Raw genomic sequence first — 15,616 nt, 5'->3', positions numbered from 1 at the left:
GAATTTATGAACTTAGTAAAAAAATACACCCCGTTAATCCTTTTTATAGGGCTGGTTGCTCTTGTAATTCTGAATGCATCGAGCTTTATATCAGGAGCAATCTCTCTCTTTGATGTAATATCAACCTTGATTTATGGTGCTGTTATTGCTTTTGTGCTTAATGTTCCTATGAAAAAAATTGAACAGTACTTAGTTAAATTGAAGGTAAAGGCAGAGTTGCGTCGTCCGATTGCCATGGTACTTGTTTTCCTAGCTCTTATCTTAATCGTGATTGCTCTTTTGGTTTTGGTGCTGCCAACCCTAGCCCAGACTATTAGTCAGCTGGGAACAGTCCTTTCAACAGTCCTTACTCAACTTGGGAAATTGCTAGGCAGCTCGGAATTTGTAACCAAAGACATGTTGTCAACTATCGTATCAGGCATACAGGGACAATCTAGTTCTATTAGCCAAGCTTTGATAGGTTTTTTATCAGGTCTGACTAGTAATATCGGCAATATTTTTTCAAGTTTGATGAATGCCTTTTTGATTATAGTCTTCACCTTTTTATTTTTATCCAGTAAGGAACATTTGGCAGCGATGACGAGTCGACTTCTAAAAGTTTTTCTTCCAGAGAAGGTGGTGATAAAGTTGACTTACATTGGACAAGTAGCACTAGAGACTTATGACCAATTTTTGATGAGTCAGCTGATTGAAGCAGTTATCATAGGAGTTATGATAGCGGTTGGTTACAGCGTGTTTGGGATACCCTATGGAGTAATGACAGGTATCTTTGCAGGAGTGCTATCGTTCATTCCTTATGTAGGGCCTATGATTGCTTGTGTTGTGGGAGCGATTTTTATCTTCACAGTGAGTCCTACTCAAGCCTTACTTTCTCTTCTTCTATATCAAGTTATACAGCTGATTGAAGGAAACCTTATTTATCCTAGAGTTGTAGGTCAGTCTATTGGTTTGCCAGCTATTTTCACGCTTGCGGCTGCTAGTATCGGAGGGAATCTTTTCGGACTACTTGGAATGATATTCTTTACCCCCGTATTTGCTGTTATCTATCGACTGGTTAAAGAATTTGTCGTTGCAAAGGAAAATCAGGTAGATTAAGAAAAACTAAATTTAATAAGATATACTGAGAAGAGAGTGAGAGATTCTCTTCTCTTTTATTTTTAAATACTTTTCTACAAAAAGCTATTAGACGTTAAAAAAAGCCTTGGTTTCAAGGCTTATTTCTGTTGATTTAGATGCCCCCTGCAGGGCTCGAACCTGCGCCCCATAGCTTAAGAGTCTACTGCTCTACCAACTGAGCTAAGGAAGCAACAGAAAAAGCTGAGAATGTAACTTCCCAGCTTTTTTAATATGCCCAAAATGGCAGCTAGATTATTTACGAAAGGCATCAAGGATATAGGTGAAACCAACAATTAAAAATGCAAAGGCAACGACATAAACGACAAAGACACTTGTAGCTACTGGATTGAACAAAATCACTAGACCTAGTAAAAATGCAAGCAACGCTATCCACATGATATGGTTGCCAATAATAGGGAAAATCAATCCCAAACGATTGCCTTTAAAGAAAACTATAATGGCTTCTACAATTAACCAAATTCCTAAAATAGTTGGAATGACAACTGGCAGCGTCACAAAGCCATAGGCAACGAGGTAAAGAGCTAAGAGAAGATTAACAATCCCTTGGAAAAGATGAGCTGGTGAGCGAAGCTCTTTTGGTACAGAGAAATAGCCTAAAATAGCTGCTATAGAAGAAACCAGTAAACCAAATGCAATCCACCAGCTGTAAACAACAAGATTAGCTACTGGGTTTGTAAATAGGAAAAGTCCTAAAAGGACAAAAACAACTCCTGCAAGAAATAGCAGTAAACGATTAGAAAATTTCATTTCAATACCCCCTATATAGTATAGTCTGATAATAAAACTATTATACTTATTTTTATAGAAAATGTCAATAAAATAAATAAACAATTTGGAAGTTTCAGTTTTTATCATTTTGAAAATAAAAAGAGAAGATAAAATTTGTCTTCTCTACATGAAAATATTGTATGGCATCAAAGCAAAAGTAACTGGCTTTACACTATTTGTTAAGATGTAATTTGATTCAAAAAGAAAAGATAGATTTAAAAGTGGGGCAAATGATGGAGCAAATCAGTTATAGACAAGCAAAAAAGCCTTGATTTCAAGGCTTTTCCTGTTGTATTAGATGCCCCCTACAGGGATCGAACCTGTGACCCACGGATTAAGAGTCCGCTGCTCTGCCAGCTGAGCTAAGGAGGCAAAGAAAAAAGCTGTATTGGTGCCGAAACTTCACGGTTTGTATTGAACCCGCGCAATTAAGCAGGTGGGCAACTCGCTCTAACTGAAGCTGTTTCCGTGTGAGACGGCCTACATGCTGTTAGAAGACTTTTGTTTCCCTAATAATACAAAAAATAGTCGGTCAACACTTAAGTGTGAAGTCGTACACCACAGCGTTTCTATGTTTATATAATACCACTTTTTCAAAAAAAATCAAGAGGAAAGTGCAATTTTTTGAAAAGGATTTCAGATTTTTCGCAAACGGTCGATAGCTTCCTTTCTTTGAGCCAAAGCCCGTTCATATTTACCAGTATCTTCTGCTTGGAAATAGTGATGATTGCGGATTTTTTCTGGTAGATAGTCTTGCTTGACCCAATTTCCAGGATAGTTGTGTGGATAGAGATAGTCTTGGGCATTCCCCAGTTCCTTGCTTCCACTGTAGTGCCCATCACGCAGGTGTCGCGGAATAGGCAAGTGCCCTGATGTTTTGAGGTCGGCAAGCGCCTTATCCATAGCTACATAGGCTGAGTTGGATTTTGGAGAAAGGGCCAAATCAATCACGACATTGGCAATGAGAATGCGGGCTTCTGGGAAACCAATCTTCTGGGCAGCATCAAGAGCAGTCACGGTGTGAATCTGGGCTTCAGGATTGGCCAAACCGATATCTTCATAAGCGATAACAGTCAAACGACGAGCGAGACTTGGCAAATCACCAGCCTCAATCAAGCGGGCAGCATAGTGAAGACTGGCATCAACATCTGAGCCACGGATAGACTTTTGCAGGGCTGAGAGAACATCGTAGTGTCCATCTCCATCCTTGTCCATGGTAATGTAGCTTCTCTGAAGACTATTTTCCATGATATCGAGGGTGATGTGGCGGATGCTCTTATCATTCTCAGGGGTAGAGAGAACAGCCAGGTCCAGTGAGTTGAAGGCAGAGCGAAGGTCTCCGTTTGTAGAGGTTGCGATGAAATCCAGCGCATCCTCATCTAGTTCTACTGGAAAATCAAAACCACGCTCAGGGTTACTTAGGGCTATCTGAAGAGCCTCTTTGACGTCTTGGTTAGACAGAGGTTCCAACTCAAAAATTTGAACACGGCTACGAATAGCAGGTGTTACAGAAAAAAAAGGATTTTCAGTCGTAGCCCCAATCATGATGACGAGACCACTTTCCAAGAGTGGAAGTAGAAAGTCTTGCTTGGTCTTGTCAAGACGATGGATTTCGTCCAGTAATAGGACGAGGCCACCTGAAAATTTAGCCTCTTCCGCGATTTCTTGCAGTCGTTTTTTACTATCTACTGTCGCATTGAAAGTTCGAAAGGCATACTTGGTCGTTCCAGCGATGGCAGAGGCAATACTGGTTTTGCCGATTCCAGGAGGTCCATAAAGAATCATGGAAGACAGGCGGTTGGCTTCCACCATGCGACGAATGATTTTTCCTTGTCCGACCAGATGCTCCTGACCGATAACCTGGTCGATGGTTTTAGGGCGCATGCGAAGCGCGAGATTGTCTGGCATAGCAGTCCTTTCTAACGTGGATTTTAGTTTCATATTTTTTGAGCAGTATAACTCACCAAATGTATCTTACTATGTCCATTCTAGCCTATTAGTTGTGATATTTCAATGGTTTTGTAACATTCCGGGAGCGAGATAGAAGCTTTTTGACTATTTAATTTGATGAGGAGAGGTATCAGCATGAGAGAATGGATTTCCCTTAAAGCTTAAAATATGATAGTTGAGTCTAAAGAAGTGGAATTGCTGACTTGAGAAATAATATTGCTAAATGTTATTGCATGAACTATAATGAAAAGAGAGGTGATAAGGAATGGAAATGATGGAATTACCAAGTCAGGAAGTTTTCTTGATAAAGTACATAGTAGATATAAATTTAGATAGCAATATTTGAAAAGGAGAAATGGAACTAGATGAATACTTCAAATTCAAAGCTACTTGAAAATAAGTCATTTATGGAACTTGACGGACTAGTTGGTTTACCAAATGGAGTGAAACCAGCACCTATGAAATACAATCTTGGAAAAATTAACAAATATTTAAACGAAACAGGAAAAGAATTTAAAGAACTGACTGTTCTGGAACTAAAACAATTTAAGAGAGTTAAATAAAGATGGGACTAGATAAAAGATTTGTGGAGAAAGCCTTTGCCAGTGGCAAAGATAGAGTTAATAGAGCGATTTTTGTAAAACCTGAAGAACTAATTGAACTATCTGATGAAGATTTAAGTTATTTTGGGGAAGGTATTTTTTATTGCTTACCTCGTAGCAAATTTGTAGAAAGTCATAAAGATGAGATTAGAGAGAAATACAATCTTTCTAACGAATTACCAAAGATAAATGGCATCTATTTAGGGACTTTTTTAAAAATGAGGGCATGGGATAGAATTAGAAAAACAAAACCAAGCTTAAAAGAAATTATAAACATGGTTGAAAAGTGAAATAGTGGATATCTATTCGAAGGAGTTTTTACTCCATTTGATCTTGGTTAATAATTTCAACTTTCTTGATTTCATCTTCAAAGAGTTTAGTCCACCTGGTTCCAGAATTAACGGATAACCCATCAAGTTCTTCATCGTGGACATCTTTGTCTTCGTAAAGAGCTACACCTTCAAATATTTGGCCATCAATATCGGTGATTCTGACAACCTTGTTATTAAATCTTCTAAGTTCCATCAGTCTCTCCTTTCGTAGTACTATAGTCTATTATATTATTGGAATTCCATTAACATAAGCTTCTTTAGCCTCCGCAAGGGTCATTTTATTTGGACCGCCATCGATATTAAATGCTCCTGTATTTTGCCAATGACAAACATCGCAAATATCATATGTTTCTACTAAATTTCCACATACGGGGCAATGCACATGTTCCCATCCGTCAATCATTATTATATTCTTTTTTATAGTCTTATTCATTTAAGGTTACTCCCAATACTATACAAATATATTAGCTATTTCAATACACTACTTTTTCAATATCATTGATTGTAATTGTTATGGTATCCCAGTCTTTCGGGGAATCTCCTATGTCAGCAATAAAAGTATCTTCACTTAACTTTTCGACAATTGTCGCCGTTTGACCGTTTTTTAACAACACTGTATCAAATTCTAGAATTTTTACGATTTTTCTCCTTGCGTAAGCTTCTTTGGCTTCGGCGAGAGTCATCTTGTTAGGGCCACCGTCAATATTTATAATACCCGTATTTTGCCAACGACAAACGTCACAGATATCATAGTCCATAACTTCAGTTCCGCAAACAGGGCAATGTAGCCATATTTCCCCGTTAATTTCCCAAGTCTTTTGTGATTCATTCATGTCGTTCTTCCTTTTATAAGCCATTTTCGCTTCAGCAAGAGTCATTTTATTAGGACCACCATCGATATTAAATGCTCCCGTATTTTGCCAATGACAAACATCGCAAATATCATAAGTTTCTACTAAAGTTCCACATACAGGGCAATGCACATGCTCCCAACCATCAATGAAAATTAAATTCTCTTTTTTAGTTTTATTCATGATAAACAACTCCTGTTATTTTGTAATACCGTCTTGAGTTAACTCTATTGATGCGATTTCAGATTCATTAAATCCAACATATGGATATTTATCTGTTCTTATTGTAATTTCATCATAGAGTTCATCTTCCGTATCAAGTTTCCCTGTAAAGCTATTACAATGACCCTCTAAAATTTGCCCGTCAACAAAAACAACACTAATTTCTTTTCCTAAATATCGTTCTAAACTCATTACTGATTTCCTTTCCAATATTATACTTCAAATCAAGTGATATTACTAATGAATAAAGTATGGTAAATGATAAAACAGTTTATCTGACAATGCAAGTTTCTCGTCTGCCGAATGTATTGATTTAGTAGTTTTTGCTAGTCTTTTATAAAAATCGTAATATAATTTTGGGTGATAATCATTTTTTAATGAAGAGAGGAGAAGTAATGTTGAGATTGAATCGCGCCATTTCTAGTGGGTCGAGAAAAGCAGGAACTCTGATAGTTCTGCCTATCCGTTTATATAAGGCTTCCCTTAGAACCACATCTAGGGGCTTTTATGTATAAGAGAGTAATAAGTATTACTACTTTACAATACGTGTAGCACGTGTTATAATAGTGTTGTCAGGAGGTAAAAGCGCTATGCCTATGACACAAAAAGAGATGGTTAAACTCCTTACGGCTCATGGTTGGATAAAGACCAAAGGCGGTAAAGGCTCCCATATTAAAATGGAGAAGCAAGGGGAAAGACCTATCACAATCCCTCATGGTGAGCTGAATAAGTACACTGAAAGAGGGATAAGAAAGCAAGCTGGGTTGTAAAATTCAACCCCTGCTTTTTGATATGGAGGTAGTGAGATGTTAGTTACGTATCCAGCTTTATTTTATTATGATGATACAGATGGAGTAAAAGCGACTTATTTTGTTCATTTCCCAGATTTTGAATACTCAGCTACACAAGGTGCGGGGATTTCTGAGGCTTTGGCTATGGGTTCGGAGTGGTTAGGAATTACTGTCGCAGATTTAATAGAGAGTGATGGAGATTTGCCCCAGCCATCAGATATCAATAGCTTGTCCTTAATTGATAATGATCCTTTTAAAGATGATGAAGATTTCGTGTCAACCTATGACCTTGATAAATCTTTTATTTCTATGGTATCTGTTGATGTATCAGAGTACTTAGGAAGTCAGGAACCAATTAAAAAGACCTTGACTATACCAAGATGGGCAGATAAGTTGGGACGAGAAATGGGACTTAACTTTTCTCAGACTTTGACAGACGCTATTGCAGATAAGAAAATTCAAGCCTAAGATTAAGTGTGGTATCGTGGGAGTGGTCAATAAAAAAGCACATCTAATTGTGCTAGTTACTTATCTATTGATCCTATAGATTTGCTAGCCCTTTCGAGGGCTTTTTGTGTTGACTTTTTGGAAAAAATAAGGAAATCAACTGTTTAAGAAAATCACTGATACCAAGGGTTTAAATGAGGTAATATGGTATAATTAGGACATAAAATAATTTTGTGGTAAGATGGTAGTATCTATTTTAGCATATTTCCGAGCAATCGGGGCGATTTAAGAGTCGCATAGAAAGAGGACAAAATGGCAACATACGGATTTTTAGATGTTTTAGAGGAAGAGTTGGAGAAGAACTTTCCCTTTGATTTTGAGATTAGTTGGGACAAGCGCAACCACGCGGTTGAAGTGAGTTTTCTATTGGAAGCGCAAAATGCTGCAGGTGTGGAGATGGTGGATGAAGATGGAGAGGTTTCATCAGATGACATTCTCTTTGAAGAAGCGGTACTCTTTTACAATCCTGCTAAGTCAACCGTCAATGAGGAAGATTATTTGACGGTTATTCCTTACTTACCAAAGAAAGGTTTCTCTCGCGAATTTTTAAACTATTTTGCACTATTCCTTAAAGATACTGCCGAGGTTGGTCTAGATGCCCTTATGGACTTTTTGGATGACCCAGAAGCAGAAGAATTCGTCATGGAATGGAACCAAGAAGTCTTTGAAGAAGGAAAAGTCGGCTTGGAAGAGGGAGAGTTTTATCCTTATCCGAGATACTAGGAGTTTGACATGGAACTAGAAATTTCTGATTTCACAGGCTGTAAGATTGCTTTGTTTTGTGGGGATAGGCTCCTGACCATCTTACGCGATGATAAGACAAGCATTCCCTGGCCCAACATGTGGGAACTGCCCGGTGGGGGACGCGAGGGGGATGAAAGTCCTTTTGAGTGCGCAGCGCGTGAAGTTTATGAAGAACTGGGAATTCATTTGACTGAGGATTGTCTGCTTTGGAGTAAGTTTTATCCAAGTATGCTTTTTGCGGATAAACAATCTGTATTTCTAGTCGGTCAGTTAACACAGAACCAGTTTGACAATATCACCTTTGGTGATGAAGGGCAGGGCTATCAGCTCATGAATGTCAAGGAATTTCTTAGCTCCAGTCAAGTTGTACCTCATTTGCAAGAGAGATTAAAAGATTATTATAAAGTAAGTGATTAGAAAGGATGGTTCGGTTAAATTTCTAAACTGAACCCGCCCTAAACACTGTGCCAAAAAGATAAACTTCTCATAGACACAAGCGTCTTCAGAGAAGTTTCTATTTTGGCTTTGTGTTTTACGGGCTTGGTATCTTAAATATGGAAACATGGCAAGAGTTAAAAGTTACAGTGAAGCGTGAGGGAGAGGAGTTGGTTTCCAATCTCTTGATTGAGCTGGGAGCGCAAGGTGTTGCGATCGAAGATAGTATGGACTATGTGGGAAATGTTGACCGCTTCGGCGAGATTTTCCCAGAGGTTGAGCAGCAAGAAGAAATCGTAGTGACAGCCTACTACCCTGATACGGTTGATGTAGCAACGGTTGAGGCAGACTTGCAGGCCCGTCTCGCGGAACTAACTGATTTTATGGACTTGGGAGAGGTCAAGATGGGGACGACTGCCTTGGCTGAGGAAGACTGGGCAGACAACTGGAAGAAATACTATGAACCAGCTCGTATCACTCATGATTTGACCATCGTGCCGTCTTGGACGGACTATGAGGCGACTGCTGGGGAAAAGATTATCAAGCTGGATCCAGGTATGGCTTTTGGTACGGGGACCCATCCAACCACTAAGATGAGCCTCTTTGCCTTGGAGCAGGTTCTTCGTGGTGGGGAAACAGTGCTAGATGTGGGTACTGGTTCAGGGGTTCTCTCTATTGCCAGCTCGCTACTTGGTGCCAAGGAAATCTTTGCCTACGACCTGGATGATGTGGCAGTTCGTGTTGCTCAGGAAAATATTGAGCTCAACCCTGGTATGGAAAACATTCATGTAGCAGCAGGAGACTTGCTTAAGGGAGTTGAGATTGAGGCAGATGTGATTGTGGCTAATATCTTGGCGGATATCCTTATTCATTTGACGGATGATGCTTACCGCTTGGTCAAGGATGAAGGCTACCTCATCATGAGTGGCATTATCAAGGACAAGTGGGACATGGTGCGCGAGTCGGCTGAGTCAGCTGGATTTTTCCTCGAAACTCACATGGTTCAAGGGGAATGGAATGCCTGTGTCTTTAAGAAAACCAAGGATATTTCCGGTGTGATTGGAGGCTAGCATGCAGCAGTATTTTGTCAAGGGGAGTGCAGTCTCTCCTGTCACCATCGAGGACAAGGAAACCAGCAAGCATATGTTTCAGGTTATGCGCTTGAAAGAAGATGATGAGGTGACCTTAGTCTTTGATGATGGTATCAAGCGTTTGGCGCGCGTCTTGGATGTTGAAAATCGTCAGTTTGAGTTGGTTGAAAAGTTAGCTGACAACGTGGAATTACCAATCCAGGTGACCATCGCATCTGGCTTTCCCAAGGGCGACAAGCTCGAGTTTATCACTCAAAAAGTAACTGAACTGGGCGCCAGCCAGATTTGGTCCTTCCCTGCCGATTGGTCGGTCGCCAAATGGGATGGCAAGAAATTGGGTAAAAAGATTGAAAAACTAGAAAAAATTGCCCTTGGAGCAGCAGAACAAAGCAAGCGTAATCTAGTACCAAGTGTCACACTTTTCGAGAAAAAATCAGACTTTCTAGCTCAACTGGACCAATTTGACTCTATCGTAGTGGCTTATGAAGAGTCGGCCAAAGAAGGAGAAGCCGCTGCGCTTTTACAAGCAGTTAATGGACTCGAGAAGGGAGCCAAATTGCTCTTTATCTTTGGTCCAGAAGGTGGTCTGTCACCTGCAGAAATCGAAAGTTTTGAAGCTAAGGGAGCAGTCTTGGCAGGTCTTGGTCCTCGTATTTTGCGAGCAGAAACAGCACCGCTTTACGCCTTATCAGCCCTTAGTGTTTTATTAGAATTAGAGAAATAAGAGGAAGAAAATGGAACAAAAACACCGTTCAGAATTTCCAGAGAAGGAACTTTGGGATTTAACAGCCCTATACCAAGACCGTGAGGATTTCTTGCGTGCAATCGAGAAGGCTCGTGAAGACATCAACCAGTTTAGCCGTGACTACAATGGCAATCTTCACACTTTTGAAGATTTCGAGAAGGCCTTTGCGGAATTGGAACAAATCTACATTCAGATGAGCCATATTGGCAACTATGGCTTTATGCCTCAGACGACAGACTATAGCAATGACGAATTTGCCAACATTGCCCAAGCTGGGATGGAATTTGAAACAGACGCCAGCGTAGCTCTGACCTTCTTTGACGATGCCTTGATGGTAGCAGATGAGGAAGTCTTGGACCGTTTGGGTAAATTGCCTCATTTAACAGCTGCCATTCGTCAGGCCAAAATAAAAAAAGCCCACTATTTAGGGGCTGATGTGGAGAAGGCCTTGACCAATCTCGGCGAGGTTTTCTACAGTCCGCAGGACATTTACACTAAGATGCGAGCTGGGGATTTTGAAATGGCCGACTTTGAAGTCAATGGCAAGACCTACAAAAACAGCTTTGTCACCTATGAGAATTTCTACCAAAATCACGAGGATGCTGAGGTTCGTGAAAAATCTTTCCGTTCCTTCTCAGAAGGTCTTCGTAAGCACCAAAATACAGCTGCGGCAGCCTATTTAGCCCAAGTCAAGTCTGAAAAATTATTGGCAGATATGAAGGGTTACGACTCTGTCTTTGATTATCTTTTGGCTGAGCAAGAAGTGGACCGTGCCATGTTTGATCGCCAGATTGACCTCATTATGCAGGAATTTTCGCCAGTCGCTCAGAGATACCTCAAGCATGTTGCCAAGGTCAATGGTCTTGAAAAGATGACCTTTGCAGACTGGAAATTGGACTTGGACAGCGCCTTGAATCCTGAAGTGACTATTGACGACGCCTATGATTTGGTCATGAAGTCGGTAGAGCCTTTGGGGCAAGAATATTGTCAGGAAGTTGCTCGCTATCAAGAAGAGCGCTGGGTGGACTTTGCTGCTAATAGTGGCAAGGATTCTGGCGGTTATGCGGCGGATCCATATCGTGTCCACCCTTATGTCCTTATGAGCTGGACAGGTCGTTTGAGTGATGTCTATACCTTGATTCATGAGATTGGGCATTCTGGTCAGTTTATCTTTTCTGACAACCACCAAAGCTATTTCAACGCCCACATGTCTACCTACTATGTCGAAGCGCCATCAACTTTCAATGAATTGCTTCTCAGTGATTACTTGGAACACCAATCTGAGGACCCACGTCAAAAACGCTTCGCTCTTGCTCACCGCTTGACAGATACCTACTTCCATAACCTTATTACCCACCTTTTGGAAGCAGCCTTTCAACGCAAGATTTACACACTGATTGAAGAAGGGGAAACCTTTGGAGCAAGCAAACTCAACAGTATTATGAAGGAAGTTTTGACAGATTTTTGGGGCGATGCCATTGAAATCGATGATGATGCAGCTTTGACTTGGATGCGCCAAGCTCACTATTATATGGGCTTGTATAGTTACACTTACTCTGCTGGACTTGTGATTTCGACTGCTGGTTACCTCCATCTTAAAAACTCAGAAACTGGAGCTGAAGACTGGCTCAATCTCCTTAAGTCAGGTGGTAGCAAGACACCGCTTGAGTCAGCCATGATTATCGGAGCAGATATCTCTACAGATAAACCACTCCGTGATACCATCCAATTCTTGTCTGACACAGTTGATCAGATTATCGCCTACAGTGCCCAGTTGGGAGAGTAAATTAAAAGAGTCTGGGATAAAAGTCTAACCTTAAATATAAAAAACGAACAAAACGAGTTATCTGACACTCAGAATTCTGTCTTGTTCGCTTTTTTTCTAATCTATTAATTTAAAAATTTAGAATAAAGAATTCCTAAAATCAAAATTTTTTGTCCTGGCCTCTTAAATTATCCCCAAAAGCTATCTTCTTCAGCTTGATCTGAAGAGAAGAGCCAAACTTCTTTGATTTTTCCGTCTTCAATGCGGAAGAGGTCAATCCCGTTCATATTGAGTTCAGTACCATCAGCACGTGTTCCAAGAAAAGTAACATTGGCTGCGATTAAATCCTTATTGTCAGAAACCCAATTTGTTATCACCTTAAAGGTTCCACTAGTTTTCTCAGCAAATGTAGCCAGGTGAGTTCCTAGCTTGTCCTTACCACCAACTGAACCAGATATACTATGAGTACCAGGTTGATGCCAGATAATATCGTCTGCCATCGTTTCAAAGACACCAGGAAAGTCACCAGCAATTAAAGCTTGGTTATAAGCATTGAAAATTTCTAAGTTTGTTGACATATCTATTCTCCATTTCTTTTTTATGATATAATTGTAACAGTTACAAACAAAAAAACAAGTAGACACTTTTTTTGATAGCTAGTATCAAAAGTGGTACTTTTATTGATACTAAAAGATAAATTTTTTTTTAAAAAATAGAAAGAAGATATTTTATGACAAATAAAGTGAGTGAGTATGGTATTTGTCCATTTGCAACAACGCAGAGGGTTTTAACGGGGAAATGGGCACTGGTAATCATTTATCAGTTGAGTACGGGTACCAAACGATTTAAAGAATTGCAGAGATTATTGCCTGGGATTACTCAAACTATTTTGACCCGTCATCTCCGTCAATTAGAAAAGGATAAGATTGTTCAACGAAAGGTCTATGCCGAAGTTCCACCACGAGTTGAGTACAGCTTAACTGAAATGGGGCAGGAATTCAGAGTTGTTTTAGATGCTGTCGAGAAATGGGGTCTAGATTATATCAAGTTGCTAGAAATGTAGAGGTATTGACCATGTATCAAGAGTTACTCAGAAAAATATCTGAAGAAAGACCAAGTTATCATGAGGAAGAAATCCAGTGGTTGCTTTATCATTTGGGAGATCCTTCTCCAGAAATTCGTGATGACCTTGTTTTTACAAGCTTTGCTAGAGGGATTCAGGAAGAGCTATTTACACAGGAACAATTTCATTTCATTGCTGATGTGGTCTCAGCTGATGGAGGACTAGACAAAGAGATTGATAAGATAGGCCTGCCAACACTCGAACGTTCTTTTAGGGCGCTTATTTATGCAAATCTCTTGTCGGCGGACGCCAACCAGCAATCGGTTTTTTATCAGGGATTAAAAGCAGAAATTCGCAATGTCCTTTTAAATCAAGGTTTGTACTATCTTTCAAAAGAAAAGGATACAACGGGTTTTTCAAGTCAGTATGGTTGGGTTCATGCTTTTGCACATGGAGCCGATTTACTGACAGAGGTGGTTTGTCATCCAGACTTTCCTAAAAACAGGGTTCATGAAGTATTTGAGATACTTGGCCAACTATTTAAAAGAATGTCCATTCGTTTTACAGATGATGAGGATTGGCGTTTAGCAAGAGTAATCTATGAACCTATTTTACAAGGGAAGTTGGAGCAAGAGCAAGTAGCTTCTTGGATAAAAGCTGTTGACTTTCCGATAGAAGAAAGGGAAGATTTTTATAAATTTTCCAACTTCAGATCCTGTCTGTTGGAAGTCTATGTCCAACTTGACCAGAGAAATAGTTTACAAGATGACTTGAAAGAAGCCATCCAGTCTTTTCAATACTAGGGATAAGCTAATATTATTTATTGAAAGAGTTTCTATTGTATCCTCCTAACTAATAATGAAAACTAATAAAAGAGGTTGAATCATTTTCCAACCTCTTTTCCTGTATCTTAATGGAATTGCATACCACCATCAACGATAATGGTTTGTCCTGTAATGTAGTTTGAATCTGGCCCTGCAAGGAAGCTGACAGCAGCAGCCACATCTTCTGGTTCAGATAGGCGTTTTAGGGTAATATCTTTTGCAAATGTCTGCATACCCCACTCGTCATCTTTTCCTGCATTTTTACCAACTTCATGAGCGATATCGTACATCATTGGTGTTTTCACAATACCTGGTGCGTAGGCGTTAACAGTGATACCTGAGTCTGCTAAATCACGGGCTAATGTTTGCGTAATTCCGCGAACAGCAAATTTGGTTCCACCATAAACAGTTAGATTTGGATTACCGACTACACCAGCTTGAGAAGTTGCGTTGATAATTTTACCTCCGTGGCCAAGTGCTTTAAATTGCGCTTGTGCAGCTTGTGACCCCCAAATGACACCACCAACGTTGATACCGAAAGTACGTGTAAATTGTTCCTCAGTAATTGTATCAAGAGGAGTAGTTGGAGCAACACCAGCATTATTTACGACAACATTCAAATCACCAAAATGGTCAACAACTTTTTGAAATGCTTGGGCAACTTCTGCCTGTTTCGAAACATCAGCTACGACAGCAAAGGCATTTTCAGCTGATAATTCGGCAACAGCCTTTTCGGCTGTTTCGGGATTGTAGTCTAAGACTCCTACCTTAAAGCCATCTTGAACCAATCGTTTCGCAATTGCAAAACCGATTCCTTGACCTGCACCTGTGACAATAGCAACTTTAGACATATGATTCCTCCTTGGTATTCACGATACCATTCAAACGTTCATAAAAGAACAGCAAAGGTTTACAAATGAGCTTTTATAATGGGTTTTGTAACCCCTATCAAAACTACGCTATTAGTATACACCTTTGAAAAAAATGTTTCAAATAAACACTACCGTTTTTACAGAATTTTAACCTGAAATTTCCAATCAATTTTCTTGAAACCCTTTCCTACTTTTGATAGACTAGTATCTAGTTTTTGAAAAAAGGAGAAAGAAAATGAAAAAATTTGTTGCTGAATTAATCGGTACTTTCATGCTTGTGTTCATTGGGACAGGAGCTGTTGTTTTTGGAAATGGTCTTGATGGCTTAGGTCACCTTGGAATCGCCTTTGCCTTTGGTCTGGCAATCGTGGTTGCTGCTTACTCAATCGGAACTGTTTCAGGTGCTCACTTGAACCCAGCGGTTTCGATCGCTATGTTTGTAAACAAACGTTTGTCATCTTCGGAGCTTGTTAACTACATCCTTGGGCAAGTAGTTGGAGCTTTCCTTGCATCAGCTGCGCTATTCTTCCTCTTGGCGAACTCAGGGATGTCAACTACTAGTCTTGGTGAAAATGCCTTGGCAAACGGTGTCACTGTCTTTGGTGGTTTCTTGTTTGAAACAATCGCAACCTTCTTGTTTGTCTTGGTTATCATGACCGTGACTTCAGAAAGCAAGGGCAATGGAGCGATTGCTGGTTTGGTAATCGGTTTGTCCTTGATGGCCATGATCCTTGTGGGATTGAACATTACTGGACTTTCAGTAAACCCAGCTCGTAGCTTGGCACCAGCTGTCTTGGTAGGTGGCTCAGCCCTTCAACAAGTATGGATTTTCATCCTTGCTCCAATCGTTGGTGGGATTCTTGCAGCCCTTGTTGCTAAAAACTTCCTTGGAACAGAAGAATAATTGAAACTCAAAA

20 protein-coding genes, 2 tRNA genes and 2 pseudogenes are annotated in these 15,616 nt (G+C 40.0%); 13 read left to right on the top strand and 11 right to left on the bottom strand.

What is annotated here, in order from left to right; genetic code table 11:
* Positions 1 to 6: 6 nt before the first annotated feature.
* Positions 7 to 1,095: an AI-2E family transporter gene (locus tag JQ843_RS09175; protein WP_004193676.1), complete on the top strand. Its 1,089-nt coding sequence runs from the start codon at positions 7 to 9 to the stop codon at positions 1,093 to 1,095.
* A gap of 138 nt (positions 1,096 to 1,233) precedes the next feature.
* Here JQ843_RS09175 and JQ843_RS09170 read toward each other — a convergent pair.
* From JQ843_RS09170 to JQ843_RS09155, 4 genes are all read right to left on the bottom strand, one after another.
* Positions 1,234 to 1,306, bottom strand: a tRNA-Lys gene (locus JQ843_RS09170).
* A gap of 62 nt (positions 1,307 to 1,368) precedes the next feature.
* Positions 1,369 to 1,884 (bottom strand): DUF308 domain-containing protein, encoded by a 516-nt coding sequence (locus tag JQ843_RS09165; RefSeq protein WP_203213463.1) that lies wholly within the window; start codon positions 1,882 to 1,884, stop codon positions 1,369 to 1,371.
* A gap of 320 nt (positions 1,885 to 2,204) precedes the next feature.
* Positions 2,205 to 2,277 (bottom strand) — tRNA-Lys (locus tag JQ843_RS09160).
* A 264-nt stretch (positions 2,278 to 2,541) separates the two neighbouring features.
* Complete coding sequence (locus JQ843_RS09155) at positions 2,542 to 3,813, bottom strand: replication-associated recombination protein A (RefSeq protein WP_203213462.1); 1,272 nt, start codon at positions 3,811 to 3,813, stop codon at positions 2,542 to 2,544.
* 407 nt (positions 3,814 to 4,220) lie between these two features.
* Here JQ843_RS09155 and JQ843_RS09150 point away from each other — a divergent pair, with 407 nt between their 5' ends.
* Complete coding sequence (locus tag JQ843_RS09150; RefSeq protein WP_203213461.1) at positions 4,221 to 4,418, top strand: hypothetical protein; 198 nt, start codon at positions 4,221 to 4,223, stop codon at positions 4,416 to 4,418.
* A gap of 2 nt (positions 4,419 to 4,420) precedes the next feature.
* Entirely contained in the window at positions 4,421 to 4,747 is a 327-nt protein-coding gene (locus tag JQ843_RS09145; RefSeq protein ID WP_203213460.1) for a hypothetical protein, read from the top strand.
* Positions 4,748 to 4,775: 28 nt separating this feature from the next.
* Here the strand turns inward: JQ843_RS09145 and JQ843_RS09140 are convergent, their stop codons facing one another.
* The 5 genes and pseudogenes from JQ843_RS09140 to JQ843_RS09120 all read right to left on the bottom strand — a co-directional run bounded on the left by JQ843_RS09140 (position 4,776) and on the right by JQ843_RS09120 (position 6,054).
* Positions 4,776 to 4,982, bottom strand: a complete 207-nt coding sequence (locus JQ843_RS09140; protein ID WP_203213459.1) for a hypothetical protein — start codon at positions 4,980 to 4,982, stop codon at positions 4,776 to 4,778.
* Between the two features lie 30 nt (positions 4,983 to 5,012).
* Complete coding sequence (locus tag JQ843_RS09135) at positions 5,013 to 5,222, bottom strand: CPCC family cysteine-rich protein (RefSeq protein ID WP_238393769.1); 210 nt, start codon at positions 5,220 to 5,222, stop codon at positions 5,013 to 5,015.
* Between the two features lie 214 nt (positions 5,223 to 5,436).
* Positions 5,437 to 5,622, bottom strand: a pseudogene (locus tag JQ843_RS09800) (CPCC family cysteine-rich protein); the annotation flags it as partial.
* A gap of 9 nt (positions 5,623 to 5,631) precedes the next feature.
* Positions 5,632 to 5,823 (bottom strand): annotated as a pseudogene (locus tag JQ843_RS09125) (CPCC family cysteine-rich protein); the annotation flags it as partial.
* 15 nt (positions 5,824 to 5,838) lie between these two features.
* A complete protein-coding gene (locus JQ843_RS09120; protein ID WP_203213458.1) occupies positions 5,839 to 6,054 on the bottom strand; it encodes a hypothetical protein in 216 nt (71 codons plus the stop codon).
* 398 nt (positions 6,055 to 6,452) lie between these two features.
* On the opposite strand from JQ843_RS09120, the gene JQ843_RS09115 reads away from it, so the two are divergent.
* The 7 genes from JQ843_RS09115 (at position 6,453) to pepF (ending at position 11,961) form a co-directional block, all read left to right on the top strand.
* Positions 6,453 to 6,632 carry a type II toxin-antitoxin system HicA family toxin gene (locus tag JQ843_RS09115; protein WP_001132279.1) on the top strand — a complete coding sequence of 60 codons (180 nt, stop codon included), beginning with the start codon at positions 6,453 to 6,455 and terminating at the stop codon, positions 6,630 to 6,632.
* 36 nt (positions 6,633 to 6,668) lie between these two features.
* Positions 6,669 to 7,121 (top strand): type II toxin-antitoxin system HicB family antitoxin, encoded by a 453-nt coding sequence (locus JQ843_RS09110; RefSeq protein WP_203213457.1) that lies wholly within the window; start codon positions 6,669 to 6,671, stop codon positions 7,119 to 7,121.
* A 291-nt stretch (positions 7,122 to 7,412) separates the two neighbouring features.
* Positions 7,413 to 7,883 carry a DUF3013 family protein gene (locus JQ843_RS09105; protein ID WP_203213456.1) on the top strand — a complete coding sequence of 157 codons (471 nt, stop codon included), beginning with the start codon at positions 7,413 to 7,415 and terminating at the stop codon, positions 7,881 to 7,883.
* Between the two features lie 9 nt (positions 7,884 to 7,892).
* A complete protein-coding gene (locus tag JQ843_RS09100) occupies positions 7,893 to 8,321 on the top strand; it encodes an NUDIX hydrolase (protein WP_203213455.1) in 429 nt (142 codons plus the stop codon).
* Between the two features lie 137 nt (positions 8,322 to 8,458).
* Entirely contained in the window at positions 8,459 to 9,409 is a 951-nt protein-coding gene (prmA, locus tag JQ843_RS09095; RefSeq protein ID WP_045605872.1) for a 50S ribosomal protein L11 methyltransferase, read from the top strand.
* Position 9,410: 1 nt separating this feature from the next.
* Positions 9,411 to 10,154, top strand: coding sequence for a 16S rRNA (uracil(1498)-N(3))-methyltransferase (locus JQ843_RS09090; protein WP_004256076.1), 744 nt, complete (start codon positions 9,411 to 9,413; stop codon positions 10,152 to 10,154).
* Between the two features lie 10 nt (positions 10,155 to 10,164).
* On the top strand, positions 10,165 to 11,961 hold the full coding sequence (gene pepF, locus JQ843_RS09085) for an oligoendopeptidase F (protein ID WP_203213454.1): 1,797 nt from the start codon (positions 10,165 to 10,167) through the stop codon (positions 11,959 to 11,961).
* 167 nt (positions 11,962 to 12,128) lie between these two features.
* On the opposite strand, the gene JQ843_RS09080 is transcribed toward pepF, so the two are convergent.
* On the bottom strand, positions 12,129 to 12,518 hold the full coding sequence (locus JQ843_RS09080; RefSeq protein ID WP_203213453.1) for a nuclear transport factor 2 family protein: 390 nt from the start codon (positions 12,516 to 12,518) through the stop codon (positions 12,129 to 12,131).
* Between the two features lie 152 nt (positions 12,519 to 12,670).
* Here JQ843_RS09080 and JQ843_RS09075 point away from each other — a divergent pair, with 152 nt between their 5' ends.
* Together JQ843_RS09075 and JQ843_RS09070 are read left to right on the top strand one after the other, a co-directional pair.
* Positions 12,671 to 13,003 (top strand): winged helix-turn-helix transcriptional regulator, encoded by a 333-nt coding sequence (locus JQ843_RS09075; protein ID WP_000182730.1) that lies wholly within the window; start codon positions 12,671 to 12,673, stop codon positions 13,001 to 13,003.
* An 11-nt stretch (positions 13,004 to 13,014) separates the two neighbouring features.
* Positions 13,015 to 13,806 (top strand): DUF2785 domain-containing protein, encoded by a 792-nt coding sequence (locus JQ843_RS09070; RefSeq protein ID WP_203213497.1) that lies wholly within the window; start codon positions 13,015 to 13,017, stop codon positions 13,804 to 13,806.
* Positions 13,807 to 13,913: 107 nt separating this feature from the next.
* On the opposite strand, the gene JQ843_RS09065 is transcribed toward JQ843_RS09070, so the two are convergent.
* On the bottom strand, positions 13,914 to 14,678 hold the full coding sequence (locus tag JQ843_RS09065; RefSeq protein WP_000048147.1) for a (S)-acetoin forming diacetyl reductase: 765 nt from the start codon (positions 14,676 to 14,678) through the stop codon (positions 13,914 to 13,916).
* Positions 14,679 to 14,934: 256 nt separating this feature from the next.
* Here JQ843_RS09065 and JQ843_RS09060 point away from each other — a divergent pair, with 256 nt between their 5' ends.
* Positions 14,935 to 15,603, top strand: a complete 669-nt coding sequence (locus tag JQ843_RS09060; protein WP_000714814.1) for an MIP/aquaporin family protein — start codon at positions 14,935 to 14,937, stop codon at positions 15,601 to 15,603.
* Positions 15,604 to 15,616 lie beyond the last annotated feature (13 nt).

The organism is Streptococcus mitis (assembly GCF_905187495.1).
Lineage (GTDB): Bacteria > Bacillota > Bacilli > Lactobacillales > Streptococcaceae > Streptococcus > Streptococcus mitis_CU.
This window is presented reverse-complemented; position numbering and strand designations above follow the sequence as displayed.

What these genes read in the sequence shown, in the direction of transcription:
- JQ843_RS09175 (WP_004193676.1), top strand. Translation starts at nt 7, where the DNA reads ATGAACTTAGTAAAAAAATACACCCCGTTAATCCTTTTTATAGGGCTG.
- JQ843_RS09165 (WP_203213463.1), bottom strand. Translation starts at nt 1,884, where the DNA reads ATGAAATTTTCTAATCGTTTACTGCTATTTCTTGCAGGAGTTGTTTTT.
- JQ843_RS09155 (WP_203213462.1), bottom strand. Translation starts at nt 3,813, where the DNA reads ATGCCAGACAATCTCGCGCTTCGCATGCGCCCTAAAACCATCGACCAG.
- JQ843_RS09150 (WP_203213461.1), top strand. Translation starts at nt 4,221, where the DNA reads ATGAATACTTCAAATTCAAAGCTACTTGAAAATAAGTCATTTATGGAA.
- JQ843_RS09145 (WP_203213460.1), top strand. Translation starts at nt 4,421, where the DNA reads ATGGGACTAGATAAAAGATTTGTGGAGAAAGCCTTTGCCAGTGGCAAA.
- JQ843_RS09140 (WP_203213459.1), bottom strand. Translation starts at nt 4,982, where the DNA reads ATGGAACTTAGAAGATTTAATAACAAGGTTGTCAGAATCACCGATATT.
- JQ843_RS09135 (WP_238393769.1), bottom strand. Translation starts at nt 5,222, where the DNA reads ATGAATAAGACTATAAAAAAGAATATAATAATGATTGACGGATGGGAA.
- JQ843_RS09120 (WP_203213458.1), bottom strand. Translation starts at nt 6,054, where the DNA reads ATGAGTTTAGAACGATATTTAGGAAAAGAAATTAGTGTTGTTTTTGTT.
- JQ843_RS09115 (WP_001132279.1), top strand. Translation starts at nt 6,453, where the DNA reads ATGCCTATGACACAAAAAGAGATGGTTAAACTCCTTACGGCTCATGGT.
- JQ843_RS09110 (WP_203213457.1), top strand. Translation starts at nt 6,669, where the DNA reads ATGTTAGTTACGTATCCAGCTTTATTTTATTATGATGATACAGATGGA.
- JQ843_RS09105 (WP_203213456.1), top strand. Translation starts at nt 7,413, where the DNA reads ATGGCAACATACGGATTTTTAGATGTTTTAGAGGAAGAGTTGGAGAAG.
- JQ843_RS09100 (WP_203213455.1), top strand. Translation starts at nt 7,893, where the DNA reads ATGGAACTAGAAATTTCTGATTTCACAGGCTGTAAGATTGCTTTGTTT.
- prmA (WP_045605872.1), top strand. Translation starts at nt 8,459, where the DNA reads ATGGAAACATGGCAAGAGTTAAAAGTTACAGTGAAGCGTGAGGGAGAG.
- JQ843_RS09090 (WP_004256076.1), top strand. Translation starts at nt 9,411, where the DNA reads ATGCAGCAGTATTTTGTCAAGGGGAGTGCAGTCTCTCCTGTCACCATC.
- pepF (WP_203213454.1), top strand. Translation starts at nt 10,165, where the DNA reads ATGGAACAAAAACACCGTTCAGAATTTCCAGAGAAGGAACTTTGGGAT.
- JQ843_RS09080 (WP_203213453.1), bottom strand. Translation starts at nt 12,518, where the DNA reads ATGTCAACAAACTTAGAAATTTTCAATGCTTATAACCAAGCTTTAATT.
- JQ843_RS09075 (WP_000182730.1), top strand. Translation starts at nt 12,671, where the DNA reads ATGACAAATAAAGTGAGTGAGTATGGTATTTGTCCATTTGCAACAACG.
- JQ843_RS09070 (WP_203213497.1), top strand. Translation starts at nt 13,015, where the DNA reads ATGTATCAAGAGTTACTCAGAAAAATATCTGAAGAAAGACCAAGTTAT.
- JQ843_RS09065 (WP_000048147.1), bottom strand. Translation starts at nt 14,678, where the DNA reads ATGTCTAAAGTTGCTATTGTCACAGGTGCAGGTCAAGGAATCGGTTTT.
- JQ843_RS09060 (WP_000714814.1), top strand. Translation starts at nt 14,935, where the DNA reads ATGAAAAAATTTGTTGCTGAATTAATCGGTACTTTCATGCTTGTGTTC.